This is a genomic window from Actinosynnema sp. NPDC091369, from assembly GCF_044757065.1.
Classification (GTDB): Bacteria; Actinomycetota; Actinomycetes; order Mycobacteriales; family Pseudonocardiaceae; genus Actinosynnema.
On sequence record NZ_JBIVUG010000011.1, the window covers coordinates 24,350 to 50,006 of the forward strand.

The 25,657-nt window shown below is 70.6% G+C and carries 21 protein-coding genes; 3 read left to right on the plus strand and 18 right to left on the minus strand.

All coding sequences use genetic code 11. The annotated features are described in order from the left end of the window. Positions 1–92 precede the first annotated feature (92 nt). The 5 genes from ACIQMJ_RS31650 to ACIQMJ_RS31670 are packed head-to-tail and all read right to left on the minus strand — an operon-like array spanning position 93 to position 6,238. Positions 93–1,484 (minus strand): pyruvate, phosphate dikinase, encoded by a 1,392-nt coding sequence (locus tag ACIQMJ_RS31650; protein WP_499764653.1) that lies wholly within the window; start codon positions 1,482–1,484, stop codon positions 93–95. Further along, the gene (locus tag ACIQMJ_RS31655) at positions 1,481–2,086 is read right to left on the minus strand and encodes a hypothetical protein (RefSeq protein WP_499764654.1); all 606 of its coding nucleotides are present in this window, start codon (positions 2,084–2,086) and stop codon (positions 1,481–1,483) included. The genes ACIQMJ_RS31650 and ACIQMJ_RS31655 overlap by 4 nt, the downstream gene beginning before the upstream one ends. Next, positions 2,079–3,716 carry an AMP-binding protein gene (locus tag ACIQMJ_RS31660; protein ID WP_499764655.1) on the minus strand — a complete coding sequence of 546 codons (1,638 nt, stop codon included), beginning with the start codon at positions 3,714–3,716 and terminating at the stop codon, positions 2,079–2,081. Before ACIQMJ_RS31660 ends, ACIQMJ_RS31655 begins: the two co-directional genes overlap by 8 nt. A gap of 31 nt (positions 3,717–3,747) precedes the next feature. Further along, positions 3,748–5,001 carry an ATP-grasp domain-containing protein gene (locus ACIQMJ_RS31665; protein WP_499764656.1) on the minus strand — a complete coding sequence of 418 codons (1,254 nt, stop codon included), beginning with the start codon at positions 4,999–5,001 and terminating at the stop codon, positions 3,748–3,750. A 7-nt stretch (positions 5,002–5,008) separates the two neighbouring features. After that, positions 5,009–6,238: an MFS transporter gene (locus ACIQMJ_RS31670; protein ID WP_499764657.1), complete on the minus strand. Its 1,230-nt coding sequence runs from the start codon at positions 6,236–6,238 to the stop codon at positions 5,009–5,011. 243 nt (positions 6,239–6,481) lie between these two features. Here ACIQMJ_RS31670 and mshB point away from each other — a divergent pair, with 243 nt between their 5' ends. Then, positions 6,482–7,354, plus strand: a complete 873-nt coding sequence (mshB, locus tag ACIQMJ_RS31675) for an N-acetyl-1-D-myo-inositol-2-amino-2-deoxy-alpha-D-glucopyranoside deacetylase (protein WP_499764658.1) — start codon at positions 6,482–6,484, stop codon at positions 7,352–7,354. Between the two features lie 46 nt (positions 7,355–7,400). Here mshB and ACIQMJ_RS31680 read toward each other — a convergent pair whose 3' ends face one another. From ACIQMJ_RS31680 to ACIQMJ_RS31740, 13 genes are all read right to left on the minus strand, one after another. Then, positions 7,401–8,276, minus strand: a complete 876-nt coding sequence (locus ACIQMJ_RS31680) for a transglutaminase-like domain-containing protein (RefSeq protein WP_499764659.1) — start codon at positions 8,274–8,276, stop codon at positions 7,401–7,403. Between the two features lie 18 nt (positions 8,277–8,294). Beyond that, positions 8,295–9,503 (minus strand): acyl-CoA dehydrogenase family protein, encoded by a 1,209-nt coding sequence (locus ACIQMJ_RS31685; protein ID WP_499764660.1) that lies wholly within the window; start codon positions 9,501–9,503, stop codon positions 8,295–8,297. Then, positions 9,500–11,125: a PEP-utilizing enzyme gene (locus ACIQMJ_RS31690; RefSeq protein ID WP_499764661.1), complete on the minus strand. Its 1,626-nt coding sequence runs from the start codon at positions 11,123–11,125 to the stop codon at positions 9,500–9,502. The genes ACIQMJ_RS31685 and ACIQMJ_RS31690 overlap by 4 nt, the downstream gene beginning before the upstream one ends. A gap of 10 nt (positions 11,126–11,135) precedes the next feature. Beyond that, on the minus strand, positions 11,136–12,335 hold the full coding sequence (locus ACIQMJ_RS31695) for an acyl-CoA dehydrogenase family protein (protein WP_499764662.1): 1,200 nt from the start codon (positions 12,333–12,335) through the stop codon (positions 11,136–11,138). Positions 12,336–12,337: 2 nt separating this feature from the next. Continuing rightward, positions 12,338–13,546 (minus strand): acyl-CoA dehydrogenase family protein, encoded by a 1,209-nt coding sequence (locus ACIQMJ_RS31700; protein ID WP_499764663.1) that lies wholly within the window; start codon positions 13,544–13,546, stop codon positions 12,338–12,340. After that, complete coding sequence (locus tag ACIQMJ_RS31705) at positions 13,543–14,448, minus strand: pyridoxamine 5'-phosphate oxidase family protein (RefSeq protein ID WP_499764664.1); 906 nt, start codon at positions 14,446–14,448, stop codon at positions 13,543–13,545. The genes ACIQMJ_RS31700 and ACIQMJ_RS31705 overlap by 4 nt, the downstream gene beginning before the upstream one ends. Continuing rightward, positions 14,445–15,254 carry a class II aldolase/adducin family protein gene (locus ACIQMJ_RS31710; RefSeq protein ID WP_499764665.1) on the minus strand — a complete coding sequence of 270 codons (810 nt, stop codon included), beginning with the start codon at positions 15,252–15,254 and terminating at the stop codon, positions 14,445–14,447. Before ACIQMJ_RS31710 ends, ACIQMJ_RS31705 begins: the two co-directional genes overlap by 4 nt. Before the next feature lie 28 nt (positions 15,255–15,282). After that, positions 15,283–16,791 carry an FAD/NAD(P)-binding protein gene (locus ACIQMJ_RS31715; protein WP_499764666.1) on the minus strand — a complete coding sequence of 503 codons (1,509 nt, stop codon included), beginning with the start codon at positions 16,789–16,791 and terminating at the stop codon, positions 15,283–15,285. Positions 16,792–16,913: 122 nt separating this feature from the next. Next, positions 16,914–17,468: an SRPBCC family protein gene (locus ACIQMJ_RS31720; RefSeq protein WP_499764667.1), complete on the minus strand. Its 555-nt coding sequence runs from the start codon at positions 17,466–17,468 to the stop codon at positions 16,914–16,916. A gap of 32 nt (positions 17,469–17,500) precedes the next feature. Beyond that, positions 17,501–18,205, minus strand: coding sequence for a PIG-L deacetylase family protein (locus ACIQMJ_RS31725; RefSeq protein ID WP_499764668.1), 705 nt, complete (start codon positions 18,203–18,205; stop codon positions 17,501–17,503). Between the two features lie 252 nt (positions 18,206–18,457). Beyond that, positions 18,458–18,934, minus strand: coding sequence for a flavin reductase family protein (locus tag ACIQMJ_RS31730; protein ID WP_499764669.1), 477 nt, complete (start codon positions 18,932–18,934; stop codon positions 18,458–18,460). 146 nt (positions 18,935–19,080) lie between these two features. Further along, positions 19,081–20,067: a ParB/RepB/Spo0J family partition protein gene (locus ACIQMJ_RS31735; RefSeq protein WP_499764670.1), complete on the minus strand. Its 987-nt coding sequence runs from the start codon at positions 20,065–20,067 to the stop codon at positions 19,081–19,083. A gap of 1,015 nt (positions 20,068–21,082) precedes the next feature. Then, the gene (locus tag ACIQMJ_RS31740) at positions 21,083–22,648 is read right to left on the minus strand and encodes an MFS transporter (RefSeq protein ID WP_499764671.1); all 1,566 of its coding nucleotides are present in this window, start codon (positions 22,646–22,648) and stop codon (positions 21,083–21,085) included. Positions 22,649–22,933: 285 nt separating this feature from the next. Between ACIQMJ_RS31740 and ACIQMJ_RS31745 the strand changes: the two genes are divergently transcribed. Next, complete coding sequence (locus tag ACIQMJ_RS31745; RefSeq protein WP_499764672.1) at positions 22,934–24,835, plus strand: prolyl oligopeptidase family serine peptidase; 1,902 nt, start codon at positions 22,934–22,936, stop codon at positions 24,833–24,835. A gap of 149 nt (positions 24,836–24,984) precedes the next feature. Then, entirely contained in the window at positions 24,985–25,521 is a 537-nt protein-coding gene (speG, locus tag ACIQMJ_RS31750; RefSeq protein WP_499764673.1) for a spermidine N1-acetyltransferase, read from the plus strand. The last annotated feature ends 136 nt before the right edge of the window (positions 25,522–25,657 follow it).

The window sequence follows — 25,657 nt, forward strand, 5'->3', positions numbered from 1 at the left end:
AATTCCCGGCCGCCCCCAGCCGGCGAGAAAACACTATCGGACGGTGTTCGCGCTCGAATGGCACGTGCTGCGCGCCGCGGGATCGGACTTGGTCAGCTCACTGCCCGCGCCCATTCGGCCAACAAGGCGAGGTCGGGGTCGTCCGGCGAGGTGACGCTCACCGGCAGCGCGCCGGCGTAGACGGTGCCGGTGAAGCCGTCGACGGTGACCACGCGCCCGGCGAGCGCGGTGACGGAACCGCACCCGACGACACAGGGCACGGCCAGCTCGCGGCACACCACTGCGGCGTGCGACGTCGAACCGCCGTGCTCGGTCACCACCGCGGCGGCCATCGACATGGCGGGCACGTCGCGGGGGTCGGTGGTCGGGCGTGCCAGCACCACATCCCCCTCCCGCTGCTCGGCCTCGTCCGCGTCGACCACGACCACCCCGACACCGATGCCCGGCGCAGCGGGCTTGCCTCGGGCCAAGACCGGCGCCGAAGCCGCGTGCGCGGGATCGACCCGGGGTCGCCGCAGAGCTCCGAGTTGGTCGGGCGTCACCCGGCGCACCGCCTCGACGCGGCTGATCACGCCTTCGAGGGCCAACGCCACCGCGTGCCGCACCGCCGCCTCCGGCGTTCGCTTCGCGGTACGGGTCTGGAGGAGCCACAACCTGCCCGCCTCGACGGTGAACTCGATGTCCTGCACGTCCTGGCCGGCCTTCTCCAGCACCGCGGCGGCCGCCAGGAGTTCCCCGTGCACCTCGGGCAGGGCGTCGGCCAGCTCGCCGAGGGTCGCCGCGTCGACGCGACCGGACACCACGTCCTCGCCCTGGCCACGTGCCAGCCACTCGCCGTACGGCTCGGGCGCACCGGTCAGCGGATCGCGGGTGAACAGCACGCCGGTGCCGGAGCGGTCGTCCAGGTTGCCGAAGACCATCGCCTGCACGACCACGGCCGTGCCCCCATCGTCCGGGATGCCACGTGCCTTCCGGTAAGCGACGGCGCGCGGCGAGTGCCATGAGCTGAACACCGCACCGACGGCCGCCCGCAACTGCTGCCACGGATCGTCGGGCGCAGGGGTGCCGACGATCCCGGCGAACTGCTCGGTGAACCGCCGGCGGACGTCGTCGGCGTGTTCCACGCCACCGGTCTCGCCGAGCGCCCGCACCACATCCCCGGTCACACCCAGGTTGAGCACCGTGTCCATCATCCCCGGCATGCTCACCGCCGCACCGGAGCGCACCGAGAGCAGCAACGGACGCGGACCTCGGCCGAACGTCCGCCCCGTCGCACGTTCCAGTTCCCGCACCAGCCCGGGGACCGACTCCCACACGTCCTGGGGCACCTCGCCGCGGAACCGCCGGGACACCTCGGTGGTCAGCACGAAGGCGGGAGGAACCGGCAACCCGAGCGCGTGCATCCGCTCGATGCCGAAGGCTTTGCCGCCCAACAGCTCCTGATCGAGGCCGGTGCACCCGTCCAGCAGCGCGACGCTGGTCACCCCGCCCGCCCGGCAGCGGCTTCGGCCTCGCGGGTGCGGCCGAGAAGGGTGATCAGGTCTTCGTGCAGTTCGAACCAGACGGTGTGGTAGCTGTCGACCAACGGCTTGGCGAACCAACTGTGGTCACCGGCCCCGACCCTCGCCAACGCCCTCGAGAGCCGGCCGGGGTAGGGCGCCAGCCGGGGCGCCACAGCGACTATCCGCGCCAGCAACGGTTCGAAGCCGCGGTGCACCTCGCCCAGCCGTGCCACGACCGCCTGGTCGTAGTCGGGATCGCCGTGGTCGTTCAGGACGCTGCCGCCCTTGAGCTGCCACTCGGTCACGACCGTCTTGACCAGCGTGTTGTGCGCGTCGAAGCGCTCGTACAAGTCGGCCAGCGCCCGCTGGTCGACGCCCGACCGCTCCTCGGCGAGCAGCAGGGCCAGGCGGTCGCGCCCGGCGGTGGTGAGCTTGTGGCGACCACCGTTCTCCGTGCACCGCCCCTGCCTCACGAGTTCACGCAGGATCGGCTCGCCGTCGCTCCCGACCGCGTCGACGACGTCGCTCGCGGTCGGCATCCCCTTGAGCCGGAGGGCTTGCAGGACTCGGATCTCGTCAAGCATTGCCGAACCCCCGGTGTTCCGTTGCGGACCGGGCGATCGCCGCGATCAGTTGCGCCCGCTTCAGCTTGCCGATGCCCGTCTTCGGCACGGCGTCCTTGGGTACGGGGTGGACCCTGCCCACCGCCACTCCGAACCGCTGCGAGACGTGCTGGACGATTCGCCAGTGCTCCGCGTCCGACGACTTCCCGGACCGGGGGTGGAAGGCGACCTCCAGCGCTCCACCGATGCCGAACGCGACCGTGTAGGACGGCTCCACGAACGGCAACTCCTCGACGGCGGCCTCGATCTCGTGGCCGTAGCAGGTGGTGTCCCCGACCTCGATGAGGTCGTCGACCCGTCCTGTGACGGTCAGCTCTCCGTCGGAGATGAACGCCAGGTCGCCGGTCTTGAACCAGCCGTCATCGGTGAACGACTGGAGGTTCTGCCGGTCGTCGCCGTAGTACCCGGCGGTGACCGGCGCCCCGGAGACGTGCAGCCTTCCCGTCTCCCCTTCCCCCAGCACATGCCCGTCGGCGCCCACGACGCGCAGCGACACACCGGGGTGCGGGGCGCCGACGGGCACGAAGCGGTCGTCGTCGGAGCCGTCCAGCGGTGAGAAGACCCGGTCGACCACACCGGCGGAGGTCTCCGACATGCCCCAGCCCGGGTGCATCGCGGTCGACGGCAACCCGAACGGCGCGAGCAGCTCCAGGAACCGCCGGGCCACTCGGGGCTTCACCGGCTCGCCGCCGTTCATGACGTATCCGAGGCGGCGCAGGTCCCACGACCGCCGTTCGATCGCGTCGGCGCGGTCGACGACGAGTCCGAAGGCGAAGTTCGGCGCCCACGTCGTGTCGCAGCGGTGCTCATCGACGGCGTCCAGCCAGCGCAGCGGATCGTCGAGCACCCACCGCGTCGTGGCGTGCACCTGGTGGCACCCGAGCACGACGTCCCTGACGTGGAACATGACCAGACCCCCCACGTGGTCCAGCGGCATCCAGTTGAACGTGCGGTTGCGCCGCGACAGCCCGCGGACGAGGGCGGTGGCGTGCGCCCGGCTGAGCACGTTGCGGTGGGTCAGCGCCACAGCCTTGGGCAGACCCGTGCTCCCCGAGGTGAGCAGAAGTGCGGCCAGGTCGTCGACGGCCGCCGTGCGGATCTCCACCACGGGGTCCTCCGCACGGAGGTCACCCACCTCACCCAGCCAGCGGGCCGCCGGCACACCCGCTCCCCCGGGCCGGCCTGACGCGATCACCCAGGGCTCGTCGAGCAGGTGCCACACGGCGGACAGCAGTTCGTCCGCCGACAGAGCGCTGCCCGCAGGCGGGTGGGCGGTCACCGGCGCGGGGACGAACCCGCCGAGCTGGCAGGCCCAGAAGGCGGTCAGCAGGTCCGGTTCTCCGTCGACCCGCAGGACGACCCGGTCCCCCGGCCGGACTCCCGCCCCACGCAGGCCGGTGAGGACCCTGGCCGCGTCGTGCCACAGGTCCGCGTAGCTGCGCTCCTGCGGGGCACCACCGTCCAAGTGGACGATCCGTCCCGCGTCGTCCAGCCGTGCGGCGCGCAGCAGCGCGTCGGCGAGCGTCGGCACCGGGAGTTCCGACAGCGGTCCGCCGTGGAGGACGGCTCGTTCCCCGATGGTGTTCGTCATGGCTTCCCCCCTGTTCACGACAGGTCGGCGCTCAGGCTTCCGCGAGCTCGTAGAAGCCCTCTCCGTCGAGGTAGTGGATCGTGCCGGTGTCCCTGAGCACGGTCTCCTCGTCGTCGTGCATCAGGGTGACCAGGGCGGGAGCGCCCATGTCGTCCACCGTCGGCATGATCCGGTCGCCGGGCCGCACGAAGACGCGCAGGTCGTTGAAGCTCTCCAACTGCTCGATGCGCCCCATGTGGCGGTAGCCGCGCAGGACGCCCTCCACGGGTGAGATCAACGCGACCGCAGCGAAGTGCCTGCCCGCGGGGTAATCGCCGCCGGCGCGGGAGTGGAACTTCTCCGGGTCCAGGTAGGCGTCCACCGTCCAGTCCAACTGGGACTCGCCGATCGCCGTCTGCACGTACTGGGGCAGGTTGCCGCCGCAGATGCGCGCGCCCATCTCCACCAGGACCGGCCCGGCGGCGGTGATCTTGATCTCCAGGTGCCCAGGGCCGTGCTGGATGCCCAGGGCGTCGAGGACGCGCGCCGCGTACTCCGCGAGCTGGTCCTGGACCTCGCCCCGGCGGCGCACCAGGCGCAGCCCGTCACAGAGGTCGATCATGCCGTTCGCCGCGATCCGGGTGGTGCGCAGGATGTCGGTCACGTGGTGCCTACCGTCGCGGCTCACCGTGTTGACCATGTACTCGGTTCCCCGCAGGTACTCCTGTGCCACCACCGCGGTGTTGCGCGCGGACAGCAGGTTCACGGCACCGATGAGCTCGCGGTACGCCGCTGCCGATTCCTCGGGGGTGTCGCAGAAGTGCACCCCGCTGCCACCCGCGCCGCGCAGCGGTTTGACGACGATCCGCCCGCCCGCCGCCCGGTGCCACTCGACGAGTTCCTGCTCCGACGCGGGCTGGATCTGCCGGGCGGCCGCGAGTCCCGCCCTCCGGATCGTCTCGATCATGGCGTACTTGTCACGCCGCGCCGGGCTCAGCTCTACGCCGTTGGTGAGCACGCCCAGCCTGGAACTGAGCTCGTCGGCCAGTTCCACGCCCGTCTCGCCGGCGGGAACGACCGCCACCGGGTCGTAGCCGGCCAACTTCTCCGCCAGGCGGGCCGTGTCACCGTCGTGGACGAAGTTGTCCACGTAGTCGTTCAGCGTGAACTCGCCTCGGTAGACCAGTGGCGTTTCCGGCGTCGTCTGCACCCGGACCAGCTCCGCTCCCGCCTTGAGGAACTGGTCCGGCAGTGCCTTGGTCGGCGCGTAGGAATCGACTACGACGACTCGGCGCGATGCTGACATGTCACCCTCATCTCTCGTCTTGGACTTTCGTGGCCACCGCGTCGGCGTCGGGTCGTGAGGAGGCGCGCAGCACCGGCCAGGCAGCCGCTGCCGCCACCAGGCCGACGCCGCCCACCGCGAGGAAGCTCGCCGGTCCACCGCCGTTGTCGAACACCGCTCCGGCCAGTGGCGAACCCGCGGCGACACCCGCCGTCATCATCGAGCCGAACAGGCTCATCACCCAGGCGCGCGCACCGGGGGGCGCGATCCTGCCGGCGGCCGCCGCGACCGCCGCGAACGTCGGCGCGACCAGCAGCGTGGCGGGCACCACCGCGATCATCATCCAGCGCCAGTCGGCCACCAACCCGATGGGCATCATGGCGACACCGAGCACGGCCAGCAGCCCGGTCGCGGGCAGGCCCTTCTCGCGGCTGCCGTACAGCAGGCCCCCGACGAGTGAGCACGCCGCGCACACGGTCATCACCAGACCCGCCCACGCCGTCTGGTCGACCGACCGCAGGATGGCCACGATCGCGATCTCGCTGCCGGAGGCGACCGCCCCCGCGGCGGCCGCGCACGCGAGGACCGCGACCAGGGCACCGGCCGCCGGCCGCACGCCGGCCGCCGGCCGCACGCCGGCCGCGCTGCGATCCGGTCCTCCGCCCAGCGGCGGATCGGTCAGCACGAGGAAAGCGCAGCCCAGCACGAGCACCGCGCCCAGGCAGAAGATCGCGAACGGCGTGGAGACCTGGGTCGCCAGGAGAACGCCGACGGCCGGCCCGACGAGATAGGCGATGTTCGTCATCATCGACTCGATGGCGAACGCCGTGTGGCTCGATTCCTCGGGAATCATGGCACTGATCGCCAACCGCGCCACGGTCGAGCCCGACACCAGCAGGAATCCCGACGCGAACGCGGCGGCAACCAGGGCCGGAAAGGGCAGAAACGCGGCGAAAGCCCAGAAAAGGACTTGCGCGACGGTCACCACCGAAAAAACCGGACGGATGCCGCGGCGGTCGAGGAAGCGTCCTTGGAACGGGGCACCGACGGCAACGCCGATCGTCCACAACCCGACCACCAGGCCGCCCTGGGCGAACCCCAGGCCGAGTTGCTGCACCACGTGCAGGGAGAGCACCACGGGGATCGCCGCGATCGGCACCTTCAGGGCCAGGCTGAGGACCAGAACACCCTTGATACCGGGGACTTCCAGTACGCGACGGTAAGGGGCGAGCCGCATCACGAACTCCTTCGGGCGCACGCGGACGAGTCGGCGCGCCGGACGCGCGAAAGCGCTCCGCACGATCCGTCGGATTCGTTCTCCAGCATTGTTGACACCACACGCCGTGACACCGAAAAACAATCCCCCACCGAAGTCGACGACCCCGGGAGTCCCCACCCCCGGGAATCAGGTCCCGACCCAAGCTAGCCGAAGACCGTCGGCGAAGCCACTCCGGCTGTTCGACACCCTCCGTACCGCCATGAGCGGGATTAGTCTGAACCGGTGACACTGACCGCGCCAAAGCGCTTATTGCTCGTGCACGCCCATCCCGATGACGAAACGCTCACCACGGGCGGCACGATCGCCCGTTATGCGGCGCGCGACGTGCAGGTCACCTTGGTGACCTGCACGCTCGGTGAACAGGGCGAGGTGATCCCGGAGCACCTGCGGGGCCTGGCGGCAGACCAGGCGGACCAGTTGGGCGGCTACCGGTACCACGAGCTGCGTTCGGCGTGCGCGGCGCTGGGTGCGGTCGACCAGCGGTTCCTCGGCGGTGTCGGCCGGTGGCGCGACTCGGGGATGGTGTGGGTGCGACCCGGTCTGGCCGCACCGCCGCCGGACGCCCACCCCCGCTCGTTCGCCACCGGCGATCGGGAAGCCCAGGTGGCCGCGCTCGAAGTGGTGCTGCGCGAGGTCGAGCCGCAGGTCGTCGTGACCTACGCGGACGACGGCGGCTACGGGCACCCGGACCACGTCCGCGCGCACCAGGTGACGATGGACGCGGTCGCGAGGGTGCCCGCGGTGCGGCGGGTGTTCCACACCGTGTTCCCACGCGGTCCGGTCGAGGCGGGTCTCCGCGGGCTCGTGGACGCCGGGAGCCTGCCCTTCCCGCCGGCGGCGGTCGACGACCTGCCGACCGTGCCGGACGAGGTCGTCACCACCGCCGTCGACGTGCGGGAACACCTCTCCGCGAAGATCCGGGCGCTGGGCGCGCACGCCACGCAGGTGGCGGTGTGGGGCGACGGCGCACGGCCGGCCGGGTACGCGCTGTCCAACCTCGTGGCCCAACCGGTGCTCGACGTCGAGCACTTCGTGCTGGCAGCCGGCGACCCGAACGACTGCGCGAACGACCTGTTCGGCGGGCTCGGCGGCTGAGGGACGGCGGTGAGCCGCGCCCTCGTCCGCCCCTCCAGGCCCGCCCTCAGTTCAGCCCCTTCGCCACCAGGTCGTCGGCCTGCAGCTCCACGTGCGTCCAGTACAGGGCCGTGGCCTCGTCGACCGGACCGCCCTTCGCACCGACCTCGGCCACCTGGTCGAGCAGGGCCAACTCCGCGTAGCCGAGCCCGGTGAACGGCCTCGTCATGACTCCCCAGTTGTCCCACGGGAGCGCCTCGACCAGGTTGAGCAGTCCGAGGTCGCGCACCACCGTGCCCTGGATCGCGGGCAGCCCGGAGAGCTCGATGCCGCTGATCGTGAAGATGCCGGGATCGATCTCGCCGGACCGCCCGGCCAGCCAAGCCCGCCCGGCCACCAGGAACCGGTCGCGGGGGACGTCCACGGCGTCGAACTCGACCTGGTACGCCTCGCGGTCCTCCGGGCGCGCCAGTTCCGCGTCGGCGAGCAACCAGCCGCGTTCGTCGTCCCAGTACTCGACCACCCAGTGGTCGTCGTACAACGCGGGGGCGCCGCAGCGCGGGAAGTAGTTGCCGAAGCCCGCCCGCGGTCGGGCCGGCACGCCCGCGTGCCGCAGCAACGCGCACAGCAGGACGCAGAAGTCGCGGCACGTCGAGGGGAAGCGCTCGACCACCGGCCGCTCGCGCAGGTCGCCCAGCACGGCCAGGATGTCCCGCAGCCTGCGTGTCCCGCTCTGCCGGTAGCGCTCCTCGGACAACTCGAAACCGAACCGCCACGGCGGCTCGTCGCGGTGCACGAGCACGCCCCGCACGACGGTGACCAGGGTCGCCACGTCGCGGGGCAGCCCGTCGAGCAGGTGCGAGAGGTCACCGGGGTCGGTCAGCGGGCTGTGCCGTGTGTAGAACTCGCGGCCGTCCGCCTCGGCGGTGCTGCGCACTCCCATGTCTTGCACTCCAGTCCGTTAGTTCACGATGCCCAGGGCCAGGGGGAACCTCGGCTTGCCGCCGAGCAGGTACGCACCCGCCGACTGCACGACGACGTCCTGCGCCATGACGTGCTGGCACATGGTTTCGAGGTCCCGCAGCCACCTGTCCATGGGCGACGGTCGGTAGATCGACGCGGTGGCGAGCAGGTCGTAGAGCCTGCGGACGACGTCACGGGCGCCCCGCATGGCGTTGTACCTCGTGAGCGTCGTCGCGACCCGCTCGTCCGGCGTGAGGTCGTCGAGCGTGCCACCACCCAGCAAGCGGTCCCACCGTTGGGCGAGACTGGCGTGCACGGCGTGCCGTGCGGCCTGGAGCTCCATCTCGCACCGGCCCACCGCGAACTGGACGCGGTAGTCGTCCGCCCACCGCTGTCCGGTCATCGGGTGCACCCTCGTGCGGGCGACGTCCCGGACGTGGTCGAGCGCGGCCCGCGCGGCGCCGAGCGCGACCGCGGGCATCTTGCGCATCAGCGAGTCGGGCGCGGACAGCGGGCCGGACCGGGTGGGTTCACCAAGGCTGAACGTCCGGCTCTCGGGCACGAACACGTCCTTGATGACGTAGTCCGCGCTGCCGCTGCCCGCCAAGCCGGTGGCGTGCCAGTTGTCGATCAGCTCGACCTCGTCCGGCGGCACCATCATGATCCGCCACCGCGGCTTGCCCGACTCGGTCGTCTCCCGTTCCCCGTCGGTGTGCACGAACGCGCCCGCCGACACCCAATCGGCGTGGGCGATGCCGCTGGCGAAGCTCCAGCGCCCGCTCACCCGGTACCCGCCGGGCACCCGGTCCGCGCGGCCGACCGGCGGCAACATCCCCGCCGCGATCACGTCCGGGGAGGGGAACATCTCCCGGGCGGCCTGCTCGGACAGCGCGTACAGACCGGCGTCCATGCCGATCATGGCGCACCAGCCCGCCGAGGTGTCCCCGTACGACAGGACCTCGATCACCTCGATCTGCTCGACCGACGACAGCTCGGGTCCACCGAGTGCCGCGGGGAACCCCATGCGGAAGACCCCGGTGCCGCGCAGCAGTTCCACGACGTCGTCGGGCAGTCCCCTGTTCGCCTCGATCTCCACCGCCCGCGCCCGCAGCTCGGGCACGATGGCGCGCGCGGCGGCGAGGATCTCCCCGGCGGTGTTGGGGACCGGGCGCGCCGGCACGGCCCTTCCGCTCGCGGTCTGGTTCACGCGGTCCTCCCGGCTTCGGCCTTGTCGAGGATTTCGACGGTGCCGGCGTTGCCGTCCACGCGGACGCGGTCACCGGTGGTGAGGGCTCTCGTGCCGTCGCCGGTACCGATGACGCAGGGGACACCGACTTCCCGGGCGACGACGGCGGCGTGGCTGAGCAGGCCGCCGACGTCCACCACGAGCGCGGAGGACAGGTACAGGACCGACGCCCAGCCGGGGTCCGTGGTCTCGCAGACCAGCACCTCACCCGGTTCGACGTCGACGAACGCCGGGTCGCGCACCACGCGGACGACACCCTCGACGACGCCGCCGCTCGCACCGATGCCGCGGACCGCGGTGCGGTCGGTGGACGTCGGGTCCGAGGCGGTGACCGGGACCGGGTTGCCCTGCCAGTGCGCCGGCAGCGAGGTGGTCTCGAACGCCGTGCGCTGCGCCCGGCGATCGGCGACCAGATCGCGGGCGTCACCGGGCCAGTCGCCGATCAGCTCGTCGGCGGTGAGGTAGAAGACGTCCTCCGGGTCGTCCACCACCCCCTGCTCCGCCAGCAGGACGCCCATGCGCCGGGCCGCGCCCCTGGCCACGTCGAGCGCCTGGAGGAAGGCGGCTTTGGCGACACCGCGCAGCGGGATGCGCGAGACCGCCAGCCTGAGCACGAACCTGGCCGCCGCGCGGCGGGACCTCGGCAGGGAGCCGATCAGCGCGCGTTCGGCGTCGCGCCGGGCGGCGGCCCGTTCCGCGATGCGGACCGCGGGGTCGGCCGAGTCCGGCAGCGAGCGGTACTGCTCGACCAGGCGCAGCACCGGCTCGGGGTCCTCCCTCCACACCCGGCTCGACACCTCGCCCTCCAGCGGACCGTGGAAACCGTGTTCGGCGAGGAACGCGCCGAGGTCGATCCGGTCCCGGCCCAACGCCCACAGGTCGGAGATCAGAGCCGTCTCGACGTGCGACCCTTGCCCCGCGACCAGCGCGTTGGTCTGCTCGGTCGTCAGGCCGACCCGGTCGATCAGCGCGAGCAACCGGTCGTAGGTCGACTGGACGGCGATGAACAGGCCCGCCGCCTGGACCCGGATCATCTCGTCGAACACAGCCCGGGCGTCGACGAGCGCGTGGCGGGAACCCTCGAGGTCCAGCCCGTCCAGCCGGGTCGTCCACCGCTGCCACCACTGCTTGACCGGCGCGGTGCGGCGCAGGACGTCCCGCCGCACGACGGCCTGGGTGTAGGGCATCTTCACCGCGACCACCGGCAGGCGCCGCACCGTGCTGCGCGCCGGGATGCCCTCGGGCAGACCGCCGAGGAACTGGCGGGCGATGGCGTCCGGCGCGCTGCCGGGGAGGTTCGCGCCCATGCGGCAGAAGAAGTTCACGTTCAGCGCACCCCGGCCGTAGAACACCGAGATCAGCCGGTCCTCGACCCGGTCCGGCACGCGGACCTCCCGCCTGGGCAGGGCGCCCACCCGGGCGTAGCAGTCGCGGATGCCGACTTCGACGGACGGGCCGCACAGCGACCACCCCAGCGGGGTGACGACGCCGGGGAACGCCTCACCGACGTTGGTGGTGCTCCAGAAGGTTTCGGGACCGGAGCGGGAGTGCAGCGGGCCCTGGACCGCCTCGATGATGGTCATGTGGTCTCCCCTAGTCGAGAATGCCGAGGACCAGCGGGTTCTGCGGCGTGCCGCCGAGCAGGTGGGCGCCCGCGGACTGGATGATCTGGTCCTGGGCCATGAAGTGCTGGCACATCGCGTCCAGGTCGCGCACCCACCGGTCCACCGCCGGTGAGGGTTGTGCCGAGGTGGTGGCGAGCAGGTCGTGCAGCCTGCGCCCGACGGACCGGGCGACGCGGAACGCCTGGAGCCGGGTGAGCATCGTCCCCACCCGCTCACGGGGTGTGAAGTCCTCCAGGGCCACCCCGGATTCCAGGCGGCGCCACCGGTGGGCGAGGCTCGCGTAGACGGCGTGCCTGGCGGCCAGGAAGTCCATCTCGCACTCCCCGATCACCCGCTGCACCCGGTGGTCGTGCGCCAGCGGTCGACCGGTGACCCGGTCCACTTCGTCGACCACGACGGCGCGCACGTGATCCAGCACTGCCCGCGCCGTCCCCAGCGGGACACCCGGCATCTTGCGCATCTGCAGGTCCGGGGTGGACAGCGGTCCACCGGTCACGCGCGGTCGGCGGAAGCTGAAGGTGTGCTCCTCCGGGACGAACACGTCCGTGATCCGGTAGTCGAGGCTGCCGGTGCCGGCCAGACCGGTGGTGTGCCAGGTGTCGATCAGCTCGACGTCGACCGGGCGGACCATCATGATCCGCCAGTTCGGCTTGCCCGACGCGCTGAGGTCCTTCGCCCCGTCCGTCCAGGTGTGAGCGCCCGCGAACACCCAGTCGGCGTGCGTGATGCCGCTGCCGAAGCTCCACCGGCCCGCCAGTCGGTAGCCGCCCGGCACCCGGTCCGCCCGGCCGAGCGGGGCGAGCATGCCCGCCGCGCTCATGTCCAGCCTCGGGTACATCTCCCGCACCGCGGACTCCGACAGGTAGTTGGCGAACAACCCGCTGTCGATGCCGACCATCGCGCACCAGCCGACGGACGTGTCGCCGTAGGACAAGGCTTCCAGGACTCGCGTCTGCTCGACCGCGGTGAGCCCCGGACCACCGAACTCCGGGCCGAAGGCCATCCGGAACACACCGGCGCCGCGCACCAGCTCCACGACGTCGTCGGGGAGCCGCCGGTTCGCCTCGATACCCGCCGACCGCGCCCGCAAGCGCGGTGCGATCGCCTCGACCGCGGCCAGGATCTTCGCGGCCGTGTCGGGGACCACTGCTTCTCCGAGCGCGGTCACGACTACTCGGTGATGCCGACGGCGAAGGGGAACTGCGGCGTGCCGCCGAGCAGGTAGGCCCCCGCCGACTGCACGATCACGTCCTGCGCCATGACGTGCTGGCACATCGTGTTCAGGTCCCTGAGCCACCGGTCCATCGGCGAGGGCTTGTAGATCGAGGTCGTGGCGAGCAGGTCGTAGAGCCTGCGGACGATCGACAACGCGCCGCGGAAGGCGTTGAGCGCCAGCAGCACCGTGGCGACCCGCTCCTCCGGGTCGAGGTCGGTGTAGGCGACCCCCGCTTCCAGGCGCTCCCACTTGTGCTCGACGCTGGCGTACACCGCGTGCCGCATGGTGATGAAGTCCATCTCGCACTGCCCGAGGGTGAACTGGACGCGGTAGTCGTCCGCCCACGCCTGCCCGGTCATCCGGTTGACCTTGTCGCGGGCGATCTCGCGGACGTAGTCGAGCGCGGCGCGCGCGGCGCCCAGCGGAACGCCGGGCATCTTGCGCATCAGGCCGTCCGGCGCCGACAGCGGACCCGACCGGCTCAGCGGCGTGCCGAAGCTGAACGTGTGCTCCTCCGGCACGAACACGTCCGTGATCCGGTAGTCGAGGCTGCCACTACCGGCCAGGCCGGTGCTGTGCCAGGTGTCGATCAGCTCGACCTCGCTGGGACGCACCAGCATGATCCGCCAGTTCGGGTTGCCCCCGGCCGTGAGGTCCTGCACGCCGTCGGTGTAGGTGAACGCGCCGGCCGACACCCAGTCGGCGTGCGTGATGCCGCTGCCGAGGTTCCAGTGACCGGTCAGGCGGTAGCCGCCGGGCACCCGGTCCGCGCGGCCGTTCGGGTTGATCAGACCACCGGTGATCATGTCCGGCGTCGGGAACATCTCACGCACCGCCGACTCGGACAGGTAGGCGGAGTAGAGGCCGCTGTCCATGCCGATCATGCCGCACCAGCCGGCCGAGGTGTCGCCGTAGGACAGCGCCTCCAGCACCCTGGTCTGCTCGACCGACGTCAGGTCGGGACCACCGAACTCCTTGGCGAAGCCCATGCGGAACACGCCGGCGGAGCGCAGCATCTCGACGACGTCCGCGGGCAGTCGCCGGTTCTGCTCGATCTCCACCGACCTCTCGCGCAGCTTCGGCGCGAGCGCCCGCACCGCGGCGAGGATGTCCTCCGCCGTGTTGGGCACCTCGATCTGTTGCCTTGATTCGGTCGTGGTCATGGTGTGCCGTCCTTGTCCTGGTCGGGGTTGAACGGGGAGTGCTCGACGAACTTCCAGCGCAGCGCCGTGGCGCCGCCGATCTCGACAACGCGCGTCACGTCGAAGTGGATGGTGCGCTCGGCACCCGGAGCGGACGCGTCTTCCCAGTCGACCAGGGCGCGTCCGGTGAGGTGGAGAGTACGACCGCGTTGCCAGTCCAGGAAGAGCAGCCCGCAGGCGGGGTCCAGCTCGAGGTTCCCCAAGGTCATGAAGAACGAGTTGCCGCGGTAGTCGGGCCAGCTCAGCCGCCGGCTGCCGCTGACGGCGACGAATCCGGGCCGTCCACCTCGGTGGCTCACATCGGCGCCGTGCGCGGGAGACCGGCTGGCGATGAAGAACGTGTCGGCACCGGCGATCCAGTCCTGCTGGCGCGCGGAGAGCGCGTCGCCGGTGGTGGCGACCGGTTCGGCGGGGTCGGCGTCACCGACGGGTTCCCGCTTCTGGATGTACTTGGTGCAGTTGCGCAGGACCTGCTCGGTGCGCAGCACCAGCCGACCGCCGTGGTCCCGCAGCGTGCCGTTGGCCCTGACGCGGCGGCCGGTCACCGGGTCCAAGGCCAGTGTCCCGCAGTCCCGTTCCACCGCGAAGGCGCCGCGGAGGGGGTCACCGGCGGCCGGCTCGCCCGACAGGACGACGGTCGTCTCGTCCACCGGGTCCGCGAAGCCCGCAGGCCCGGTGACGGCGGTCGCCCACAGGTGGCCGTCGTCGTCCGCCGCGCCGATCACCAGCATCCGCTGCGCGCGGATGAAGTCGGCGAAGCCCTGGTTCAGCTCGGGTCCGAACACAGGCGGTCTGCGTACCGCGCCCACGCGCTGCCGCACGGCCTGCTCTCCCTCGTGGGCGTGCGCTCGCCGGGTGGTCATTCGTCGAGCAGGTCGGGCTGCTCGTGGACGATCTCGTCCCACAGCAGCTGGAAGCTGAACCAGGCGAGCTGAGCGTCGCCGAAACCGGCCCGCGCCAACTGCGCCTGGTCCTCGGTCATCACCCGCATCGACCCCGCCGAACGGGCCAGGAGTTGGACCTGCGCGCAGCTGTCGTAGGTGAAGAACCAGTGGATGGCCTCCTCCAGGGAACCACCGACGGTGATCAAACCGTGGTGCCGCAGCAGGATGGCCGCCTTGTCCCCCAACCTGGTGGCGATGTCCCGGCCCTGCTCGACGCTGACCGCCGGTCCGTCGTACGCCTCGTAGAGCACCTGGTTGCGGTGGAACGCCGCGGACTCCTGGTCGATGGGTTCGAGGAGCAGCCCCAGGGTGCCCAGAGCTCGGCTGGACGTGGTGTGCCCGTGGGCCACCCCTTCGGCGTTCGGGCACAGCCGGTGGATCTGCGAGTGGATCGCGAACGCGCTGGGGTTGACGGCGTGCTTGCCCGCGACCACGACGCCCTTGTCGTCGACGCAGATCAGGTCTGCGACCCGCACGCGGTTGAACGAGACGCCGAACGGGTTGACCCAGAACAGGTCGAGGTCTTCGGGGTCGCGCACGGAGATGTGCCCGGATATCCCCTCGCCGAAGCCGTTCTTGCCGAACAGTCGGATGGCGGCGGCGAGCCGCTGCTTGCGGTGGCGGCGCTCGTCGGCGACGGAGGTGAAGACGGGTGGACCCGGGATGGGCAGGCCGGTGTCGGTGTCCGCCAGGTGGGCGGTCGGCACGTCGGTGTCGTGGAGCACTGCGTGTCCCTTCTGGGTGATCGGTGGTTCAGGAGCTCGCGACCGGGACCTTCCGGTCGGTGCGCGCCGCGCGGGCGTGCTGGTCCTCGGCGAAGATGTCGGTGACGATGTCGTGGCACCGGTCCACCAGGGACGGGATGCCGAACGTGAAGAAGAACGTGCCGCCCGCGATGTCCCCGATGGCGTAGACCTTCGGGCCGTCGTCGTCCGCTCCGGTCAACCGGCTGTTCGAGGTCCGGACGCACAGCCCGCCGTCGCGGTGGAGCACGGCGAGCCCTTCGTCGCACAGCGCGTCGACGAGCTTTCGCGCTCCGAGCGGGATGCGGTGAGCAGGCGCGCTCACCCCGTTGACCACGTGGTGCGCCGTCAGCTCGCGGTCGCGGGTCATGACCTGGAAGCCGCCGCCTGCCACGGGGTACACCTGTTGGACACCGCTGAGCACCTGGAGCTGACCGGACCCCATCAGCCGCAGCAGGGTCTCCGCGCTGCGGGGTGGCATCGGGCAGCACAGGCTCATCAGCGTCCGGTAGTACGGCCCCAGCATGTCCTTGCGGACGTGCTCCGGCAGCAGCGGCCACAGGTCCGGTCCTGAGACGTGGACGGCCTTCTGCATGACCCGCATGCCGGTCCGGATGGAGGCCACTTCGCTCAGCTGTCGGCGCAGCCGCACGGCCGCGGGCTCCTGGCCGACGCGGGTGATCTCGTCCCAGACCTCGTCGAGGTCCGAGCCCACCTCGGCCAGCTCGCGGCGCAGCAGCTCCGCCAGGCGGTTCAGGTCGAGCCCGCCGTGCTCACGTGCCATGTCGTGAATCCGGTGCGGGACGAAGTGGCGCAACTCGTGGGCGATCGGGCGCTGGCGGACCGCCGGCAGCACCCCGAGCCGGGACAGCATCGAGATCCGCCCGCGGTGGCCCCGGGATTCCAACGCCACCACCGCGTCCACCGCGGTCAGCCCGGTGCCGATGACGGCGACGTCGTCGTCCGGGTCGATTCCCGTGATCGTCGTGGCGAGCGGGTAGGGCTCCCCGATGAAGTTCGGAGTGCCCGACAGGCCGCAGGAGTCCTTGGGCTTGCCGCCACCGACCGCCAGGATCACGTAGTCGAACGGTTTGCGGGAGCCGTCATCGGTGTGCAGGGAGACTTGGTCGCCCGAGCGGTGCGCGCCGGTCACCCCCTCGCGCACGACCTCGACCTGCCAGTTGCGTTCGAGCAGCCGCGCGATGCCCTCGTACGCGGTCTGCGCCAAGTACTCGCCGAACACGGCCCGCGAGGTGAACTCCGGCACAGGTCCGCCGGTCGGTCCGTGGCGGTTCTCCAGCCACCGCTCGAAGTGGCCGGTGTCGCTCTGCCGCACCGACATGTCCTCCGCGGGGGAGTTGACGAGGATCACCTCGTCGTCCTTCTGGTACGCCCGCCCTCGCCACAGCTGTGACGAGGGCTCGAACACCGTCACCGTCCCCGAGCGGCACGCCGAGCGGGCGAGCGCGTCGATGACGCACACGGCGGACGCACCGCCTCCCACAATCCCGATCCTCATCACTCACCCCCGTGGTCGTCGGAACGCGCGTGCGGTCCGGGGTGCGGGCGGCAGTCCGGCGCCCGGACCGCCTGCCCGCTCCCCGGTGGCGGTCCGACGCGTGCCGGAACCCGCCCCGGTGCTCATCCCTGCTTCTCGGCCGCGACCTTGACCTGCTGGAGGGTCGACTCCATCGAGTGCTGGAGGTGCTCCTTGCGTGCCTGCACGCGAGCGGCGCGCTCGCTCTCGTCCGCCTCCTCCAAGATCTCCTGGAAGAACGGGTTGACGTACCCCATGCTGTGCACCTGCGTGAGCACGCACCCGGTGGGGGTCTCCTCGAGGTGGAACGTCCAGGTCACGTCACCCGGCTTCAGGCCGCCCACCCACTCCGAGTCCTCGGACGGCCGTCCCTTGGTGAAGCGGAGGACGCTGAACCCGAACGTCCGCGGTTCCTCGGCCGTCAAGACCTCGCACTCGCTGCTCCACACCGCCGGACCCTCGCTGTTGAAGCCGTGGAACCGGGCACCCACCGCGCCGGGGGTGCCGGCGATCCAGGTACCGCCGACGCACTCGGGCGACCACTCGCCCATCCGGGTGATGTCGCTGACCATGCCGTACACCCGGTCGGTGGGCGCGTCGATGGTGATCGACGTGCGCAGCTCCCAGGACGTCGCGTAGAGGTTTTCGACTGTGCTCATGGGTTTCTCCTGTTCGGGTAAGAGGTAAGAGGTCAGAGCATTTCCAGCGGAACGCACGGTCGGCCGCCGAAGCGGGACGCGTGCATGTCGGTGAACTCGCGCAGCATCGCCTCGGCGGCCTCCGGTGCGGTGCCGAGCACTTCCAGGTAGACGCGGTGGGCCAGCAGCGAGCGCACGCCCGCCTCGAACGACTCGGTCACCTCGACGGCGTGCGTGACGTTCGGCGAACCGTGCAGGGCCGTGTAGCGCACCCCCGACCACGGTGCTTCCGGGAGCTCCCGGAAGATCCACCGGTTCGCCGCGTCGCGCACCGCGTCGATCGCCGCTTGGCCGACCGCCCGGTGGTCGGCCATGTTGAGCATCCCGTTTCCGTTCATCTCACGGGGGTTGCCGATCAGAACCAGTTCCGGCCGGTGCCGGCGAATCGCGTGAGCGATGTGCCGACGCAAGCCGACACTATATTCGATCAACCCGTCCGGGTAGTCGAGGAACTCGACGTCGGTGACGCCGACCTCGGCCGCGGCCGCGACCTGCTCCGCCATGCGGAGCTCCATGCATTCTTCGGGAGACATGCTGTCCAGACCGGCTTCACCGCGACTGGCGAGCAAGTAGGAGACTTTCTTCCCCTGCTCGGTCCACCGCGCGATCGGTGCGGCACCAGGATATTCGACGTCATCCGGGTGCGCCACGACGACCAACGCCGATTGCCAATCCTCAGGAAATTCCAATAGCGTCACCGGATTTTTCTAACACAGCACCCGGCGACATCGGAAGAAATGCCGGAAACGTCAGTCGCAACGAAAAAGCCCACACCGGGCACCGGCATTCCGGTACTCGGTGTGGACCTTTTCCCTGTTCGAGTGTCCAACTCCGTCAGTCGAACAGACCCGGATCAGCAGGATCGCGCGGCCCACCCTGCCGAATGGGATTCCCACTGTCAAGCAGCAGCACACACGGGCCGATGCCCGTCACCTCGCCCGGATCGACGACTACCGACCGAGAACGGCGTACCGCCCACCGTAGAAGGCCAGCGGGCGAGCCTCGGCACGCCTGATCTCGAAATCGCGGACCCAGCCGATGATGATCACATGGTCCCCGGCGTCGATCCGCCGGTGGAGGTCGCAGTCGAGGTAGGCCAGAGCGTCGGCGAGCAGCGGCGCACCGGTGACCCCGAAGTCGAGTGCCACGCCCTCGGTGCGCTCCTCGACAGGACCGGAGAACCGTTTGGAGACGGACTCCTGATGCTCTCCGAGGATGTTGACGGCGAAAGACGCGGCGCTCTCGAAGACATCTCCGACCCTCGAGTCACGACGAAGGCAGAAGAGAACCAGCGCCGGGTCGAGGGAGACCGAGGTGAACGAGTTCACCGTCAGCCCCACGGGCCCTTGTTCCGAGGCCGCGGTCACTACCGTCACACCGGTGACGAACCTGCCGAGCGCCTCGCGCAACGAACGATGCTCAGACATGACGCTTCCCCGTAGGCATCGGTTGTGATTCGTCCACGCGATTCAGCGTAAGCCCGATCGCGTCCGGGACGACCCCGCTGAACTCGAACGCACGACCGGTCGGACGCACCTGCACGACCGCTCGTCCGCGCCGAACTCCGCCTCGCTCATCCGCGGGAACGTCGGTCGACGAGCCCGACCTGGTCGGAGAAGGAGTACCAGGTGTCGCCCGTTCTCCGGGCGAGGGTCGCCACCGAGCCCACCAGGTGCCGGGGCACGATGGCCGTCAACTCGGTCAACCGCTGCTCGAGCAGCGTTTGAGTGCTGAGCAGCCGCAACAGGAGCCGGCCGAGGTCGCTGTGCCGCAGGGCGGGGTCGACGCTCAACGTCGCGACGGAGATGCCGGCGCCGTCCTCGGCCGACCGATCGGCACGGCCACCCGCGACGTGGAGGCGTCGCACCGGCTCGGCGGCTCCACGTTGACCGGTCGGCACCGGCGCCCTGCCGTCGCGCATGCGCTGTCGAACGTCGTGGACGGTCGACGGCGCAAGTCCTACTATGGCGGCGATCTCCCGCACCGACGCATTCGGCCGTTCGGTGAGCAATGCATACGCTCGACTGCGGCTCTCGGCGGTGCTCTGCGGCCGTTCGACACCGTCCAGGCCCCGCCTCTTGTTCGAGTGTCCGAGTTCGACACTCGAACGGTTCCGGAGAGAGCCGACAGTACTCGGTGACATACCCGTGACCATGGCGATCTTACGATCGGACCAGTGCGGGTGCGAGATCAGGATGCGGTTCGCGGCGGCCTTCCTCTCCGCCAGCGTCAACGTCAGGCCGTGCCCGATGTTCGCTTGCACCGAGAGGACGAACAAGTCGCATTCGGAGCCGGACACGAAGACGACCTCGATTTCCTGCTGGCCACGCAGCCGCGCGGCCGCCAGCCGGTGCGCCCCGTCGACCACACGCATCGTTTCCCGGTGCACGACGATCGGAAGCAGCGCCCCCTCGGCATCTGCCAGCGCGCGCACGTGGTCGGTGTTCAAACCAGCCAATCGCGGCGAATCGGTGACCGTCACCGAGTCGATCGAAACGGAATCGACCTTTTCAACAGCGGTTAAATGCGCCACCCCGGTCGATGACAAGTTGATCTTCAAGCCCATCTACTTTAGCCCCCCGGCAGTATCCTCAAAGGTAGGCGACGTGTCGATCATTCCTCTGATACCGACCATGTTAACCACACCGTTCGAAGTGGCGCAAAGGAACACGGGGTCATTAATCCACCACCGGACCGTGCAGTTCTCCCACGAACCCCCCTTTCACCCGTTTGGGGACTTTACAGGGTCGAGTGCCGCGCCGTGCCGCAACACGGGATCAGTACCGCCACAACACCCGCCACGCGCACGACAGCGGTTTGACCTGCATATCCAGGACTCGCCGGACGAAAGTCCGGTATGCGGCACGGCGGTGAACCGGCTCCCTCGCGCTGCGCTCCCGGTACCCCTGAATCACCTCACTTGTCCCGCCGGCGGGCAGCAGGATCCACGCGCAGGACGTGCTGACGACCGTCGCGGACGAGTCGCAGATGCCTGAGCGCGCATGCGGAGCCGAGGTACCGGATCGACGCATCTCCCAAATCAGACCATCGACGCCCCGGCCGGGAAGGCATGTGGCAGCAACAGGACAGGTGGGCAGCACGGTCCATGAGGGGTTGGCCGCGGACAGCCTCAAAAGCCCGTCCGGGCGGACGGGTCGCATTTCCGGGGAAACGACCGGGCGAGATCACGTCGGACCCGGGAACCGGTCCGCCCATCGGGCGACTCCTGCCGCCGTCCGGCCGACCGGCAGCGGCACGCGGCGGTGGAAGACGCCCGACAGGGCCGGCGGACCGCGGCCAGGTCCCGGACAGGCCGTCGCCACGTGCGGATCAGGAGTCCCGGCGGCGACCGGCTCATCGCCCGTCGCACTGCCTGAAGCGGCCCAGCGCTTCATCGGCGATGCCCGCGCTGCCGAGCGGGTTCGTTGACGTCGCCGACCGTGCCGCGTTCGTCGAGCGGGTATCCGAGTCACCGAACGGGCGAGTCCCGGGACACCTCGACCCGGCGTGCCGTGAACGCGCGGATGTTCGCCCCTCGGAAGTGCCGAAGGGCGAACATCCGTGATCGAGTGAGGTCAGCGCGACGCGTTCGCGTCGACCTTCGAGGCGGCCGAGCGGCGTTCGCGCAGCAGTAAGGCGATCACGACGAAGACGACCGCGCACAGGGCGGCCATCGTCCAGAGCAGACCGTGCAGGCCGGAGGCGAAGGCTTCGCCCGCCGCCCTCGTGAACGCCTCGCGCTGGTCCTCGGGGATCGTCTCGGCCGCACGGGCGAGGTCGCCCTGGTTGAGGGCGTTGGCCAGGCCGTTGGGGTCGTCGGAGTACGGACCGAACCGGGCCGCGCGCTCGCTGACCGCGTTCTGGGTGAAGCTGACGAGCAGCGCACCCGCCACCGCGATCGAGATGGTCTCGCCGGTCAGGCGCACGGTGTTGAACATGCCCGCCGCCATGCCGGCGCGGGTGGCCTCGACGCTGCTGACCGCGGCCCCGTCCAGCAGGCCGAACGAGATGCCCACCGCGATGCCGATCAAGGCCAGCGGGCCCAGGAGGTTCAGGTAGCCGATGCCCGGCTCGATCACGGTCAGCCACGCCAGGCCGATCGCCGCCAGTGCCGCCGTCAAGGTGATCTGGACCCACGCCGGAACCCACTTCACCGCCATGCCGGCAACGCCGGGGAACACCAGCGCCAGCACGGTCAGCATGAGCATCACCGCACCGATCTGCGCAGCCGCCAAGCCGTCGACGGAGGCGAGGTAGGACGGCAGGTAGATCACCAGTGGTGCGAAGCCGAACACGACCGGGATCGTCGCCAGCGACACGCCCAGGAACTTCGGCTGCCTGAGCAGGGCCAGGTCGAACATGGGCTGCTCCTGGCGGCGCTCCACGACCACGAACGCGATCAGCGCCACCGCGGTGCCGACGAGGGTGGCGATGACGACGGGATCGCCCCAGCCCCACTGCGGCCCCTGGATGAGGCTGAAGATCAGCAGCAGGAGGGCGAGCGTGAACGTGATCGTGCCCGCCCAGTCGACCCGGTTCGCCTGCGGGTTGCGCGACTCGCGCAGCACGCGGGTCAGCAGCAGCACGACGATGCCCACGATCGTGGGCAGCAGGAACACCGAACGCCACCCGAACGAACTGATCAGCACACCGGACACGCTGGGACCGAACACCAGGCCGAGGCCGACCGCGGTGCCGAACACGCCGAACGCCTTGGCCCGCGCCGGGCCTTCCTCGAACGTGTCGGCCAGGATGGCGCTGCCGCTGGTCGTGGCGGCAGCGGCGCCGATGCCGGCCACCACGCGCGCCAGGTCGAGCAGCAGGATCCCCGGTGCGATCGTGGAGACCAGCGAACCGAGCACGAACAGCGACACACCGACGCGGAACATCCTGCGCCGGCCCAGCAGGTCGGCCAGCGACCCGGTCGCCAGCATGAACGCCGCGTAGGTCAGGTTGTAGCCGTTGACCACCCACTGCCCGGCCGCCAGCGAGTTGTGGAACTCGCCGTTGATCGCGGGCAGCGCGACCGACGAACCGGTGATGGCCAACGGGAACAGCACGACCGTCAGGCACACCGTCAACAGGGACAAGCCGGACCCGCGACCGGCTTCCCGCTGACCACTCCTCGCCTTGGTGGACATACGTTCCCCTCTGCGTCTCGACCCGCGGCCGTCACCGGCGCGACCCCGAACAGTCCGACAGCAGGGGCGAAGGTAAGGGTTGGAGCACACACCAACGTCAACCCGGAATCGTGGTGACCCACATCACAGTTCCGTGTGCCGCGCCCCGCCCTGCACGCCGACGTGCACGCCACGTGGGGCGCGTTGGGGTGCTGCACCGTGAGGTCGGCTGGGCGCTTCGTCCGAGCGCGCCGACCGCGACGACTCGTCCGGGTGGTGCGCCGGCGACGTCGGCACACTGATCGCATGACAGGTCTGACCGCCGAACTCGTGGTCGATGGTCGCGTCCCGCGGTCCCCGGCTCTCGCTCCGAACGGGCACCTGCTCTGCTACGTCCTCGCCCCCACCAGCCGAATCGGCGACCACCTCGACACCGCGCTCCGGCTCGCCGACATCGAAGGCGACGGTGTGTGGCGTCGGGTGACAGCCGACACCGCGACGGAGTCCCGACCCCGCTGGTCCGCGGACTCGCGCTCGCTGTACTTCCTGTCCGACCGCGGGGAGCGTGGCACTCCGCAGGTGCACCGGCTCACACCCGCCGACGGCGTGGTGACCGCGTTGACCGGTTGGCGCGCCGGCATCGCCGACCACCTGCCGCTCGCCGATCCCGACCTGGTCGCGCTGCTCGCCGAGGACGAGCCCACCGAGCAGGACACGCGCCGCGCCTCGGACCGCGACGACGCCGTTGTCGTCGGTGAGCGCGCCTCGCGTGCCCGGCTGCGCCTGCTCGACCTGCGCACCGGCCAGGTCACCACCCCGAGCGTGTTCGACGACCGGCACGTGGTGGAACTGCGGCAACGACCCGACGGCGGCCCGCTCGCCGTCCTCACCCGGGCGGACGCCGACCTGGACCACGGCCCTCGCACCGGTCGACTGCACCTGTTCGACCCCGCGACGGGGACCGCGGAGGACCTCGGACCGGTCGAGGCCGACGCGCGCTCCCTGGCCTGGTGGCCTGCCGAAGACGGGTGGCACCTCGGTTACGTCGCCCTCACGCCACCGGTCCTCCAAGCCGGCACCGCGGTGTTCGACCTGGCCGTGGGCAGCCGCGTCCGGCGCAACCGCACCGCCGACCTCCCGATGTGCCCCACCGAGCTGTGCCAGACCGACGCCGCCCCGCTGGTGGTGTTCGCCGACGGCCTGAACACGACCCTGGCCCGGCTCGACCCCGACGGTCCCACGCCGCTGTCGCGGCACCCCGGCCGCCTCGACGCCCTCACCACCACCCCTGCGGGCACGACGATCGCCGCGCTGACCGGCACCCGTTACCACCCCACGAACGTTCACGTCGGACCACCGACCGGGCCGCTGCGGCGGATCACCGATACCCGTCCCGAACTGGACGGCATCACATTCGGCACCCAGCGACCGCTGGCCTACCGCGCCGCCGACGGCCTCGACCTGGACGGTCTGCTCGTGCTGCCCGTGGGGAAATCCGCTTCGGACGGCCCGTTCCCCCTCGTCACGATCGTGCACGGAGGCCCCTACGACCGTTACGCGGATCGCCTCCAGTTGTTCTGGTTCCCCAGCGCGCAGTGGTTGGCCACCGCCGGGTACGCGGTGTTCCTGCCCAACCCGCGCGGAGGCCAGGGCCGTGGTCACGAGTTCGCCGCCGCCGTCGCGGGCAGGGTCGGCAGGGAGGAGTGGACCGACATCCTGACCGGCATCGACCTGCTCGCGGCCGAGGGCATCGCCGACCCCGATCGGCTGGGCATCGCCGGCGGGAGCCACGGCGGGTTCATGGCCGCCTGGGCGATCGGGCAGACCGGGCGGTTCCGCGCCGCGCTGGTCAACGCCGGTGTCGTCGACTGGGGGATGCTCGCCGCGACCGGCGAGAACGGCCAGTTCGAGGCCGCCCTCGGCGGCAGCACCGGGTGGGAGGGGATCGGCCCGCACCCGCACGACGCGGTCAGCCCGATCTCCTTCGCCGGCCGCATCCGCACCCCGGTGCTCATCCTGCACGGCGCCCAGGACAGCAACGTCCCCCTCGGCCAGGCCGTCTACTTCCACCGGGCGCTGCGCCACTTCGGCGTCGAGCACGAGTTCGTGATCTACCCCCGGGAGGGCCACTCGATCCAGGAACGCAACCACCAACTCGACGTCCTGCGCCGCACCCGTGCCTGGTTCGACCGCCGCCTCCAACCCTGAAGCCGACCGGGCAGTGGTCGGCGAGGCCGTGCGGCCACCCGCAACCGGCGCGGAAGTGGCCGCGCGGCCGGGCTTTGCCGAGGACCCCGGTCGCGCGAACCTCTCGTGCTCGCGCGGCACGCGCTGTGGTGGCGCGTTAAGGTCACGCCATGTCAGGGCTCTCTTGTCGGCTCCGTGCGCTGGAACGCGACGACCTGCCTTTCGTGCACCAGCTCTTCAACGACGACCAGATCATGTCGTACTGGTTCGACGAGCCCTTCGAGGCGCTGGTGGAATTGCGCGACATCTACGACCGCCACATCCACGACGAGCGCGAACGCCGCTTCATCGTCGACGTCGACGGCGAGCCGGCCGGGTTGGTCGAGCTGGTCGGCATCGTCGACGTGCACCGCACGGCCGAGTTCCAGATCATCATCGCACCGCGGCACCAGGGGCGCGGCTTGGCCGCCATCGCCACGAAGAAGGCGCTGGACTACGCGTTCGCGGTGCTGAACCTGCACAAGATCTACCTCATCGTGGACGTGGCGAATGAAAAAGCGATCCACGTGTACCGGAAGGTCGGTTTCCAGGACGAGGGCGTCCTGCGTGAGGAGTTCTTCGCCGCGGGACGTTATCGCGACGCTTTGCGCATGGGGGTCCTGCAACAGGAGCACCTGGAGAGGATGGAACGGGACAACGCCCTGTGAGCCGTGAACGAGGCCGGCGGGTGACGGGTCAGCACCGGCCCTGACCCCGACAAGCACATGACCGCTCCGTCCCGAGGTGCCGTTGACCGGAACCTGTCGTCAGGTCGGGGTCCCCGTCCCCTCGTCGGGCCGTGAG

Excerpts from the sequence above, each read along its gene's own strand:
- ACIQMJ_RS31730 (WP_499764669.1), bottom strand. The coding sequence starts at position 18,934 with ATGTCTGAGCATCGTTCGTTGCGCGAGGCGCTCGGCAGGTTCGTCACC.
- ACIQMJ_RS31700 (WP_499764663.1), bottom strand. The coding sequence starts at position 13,546 with ATGACCACGACCGAATCAAGGCAACAGATCGAGGTGCCCAACACGGCG.
- ACIQMJ_RS31705 (WP_499764664.1), bottom strand. The coding sequence starts at position 14,448 with ATGACCACCCGGCGAGCGCACGCCCACGAGGGAGAGCAGGCCGTGCGG.
- ACIQMJ_RS31720 (WP_499764667.1), bottom strand. The coding sequence starts at position 17,468 with ATGAGCACAGTCGAAAACCTCTACGCGACGTCCTGGGAGCTGCGCACG.
- speG (WP_499764673.1), top strand. The coding sequence starts at position 24,985 with ATGTCAGGGCTCTCTTGTCGGCTCCGTGCGCTGGAACGCGACGACCTG.
- ACIQMJ_RS31740 (WP_499764671.1), bottom strand. The coding sequence starts at position 22,648 with ATGTCCACCAAGGCGAGGAGTGGTCAGCGGGAAGCCGGTCGCGGGTCC.
- ACIQMJ_RS31690 (WP_499764661.1), bottom strand. The coding sequence starts at position 11,125 with ATGACCATCATCGAGGCGGTCCAGGGCCCGCTGCACTCCCGCTCCGGT.
- ACIQMJ_RS31655 (WP_499764654.1), bottom strand. The coding sequence starts at position 2,086 with ATGCTTGACGAGATCCGAGTCCTGCAAGCCCTCCGGCTCAAGGGGATG.
- ACIQMJ_RS31715 (WP_499764666.1), bottom strand. The coding sequence starts at position 16,791 with ATGAGGATCGGGATTGTGGGAGGCGGTGCGTCCGCCGTGTGCGTCATC.
- ACIQMJ_RS31660 (WP_499764655.1), bottom strand. The coding sequence starts at position 3,716 with ATGACGAACACCATCGGGGAACGAGCCGTCCTCCACGGCGGACCGCTG.
- ACIQMJ_RS31745 (WP_499764672.1), top strand. The coding sequence starts at position 22,934 with ATGACAGGTCTGACCGCCGAACTCGTGGTCGATGGTCGCGTCCCGCGG.
- ACIQMJ_RS31680 (WP_499764659.1), bottom strand. The coding sequence starts at position 8,276 with ATGGGAGTGCGCAGCACCGCCGAGGCGGACGGCCGCGAGTTCTACACA.
- ACIQMJ_RS31665 (WP_499764656.1), bottom strand. The coding sequence starts at position 5,001 with ATGTCAGCATCGCGCCGAGTCGTCGTAGTCGATTCCTACGCGCCGACC.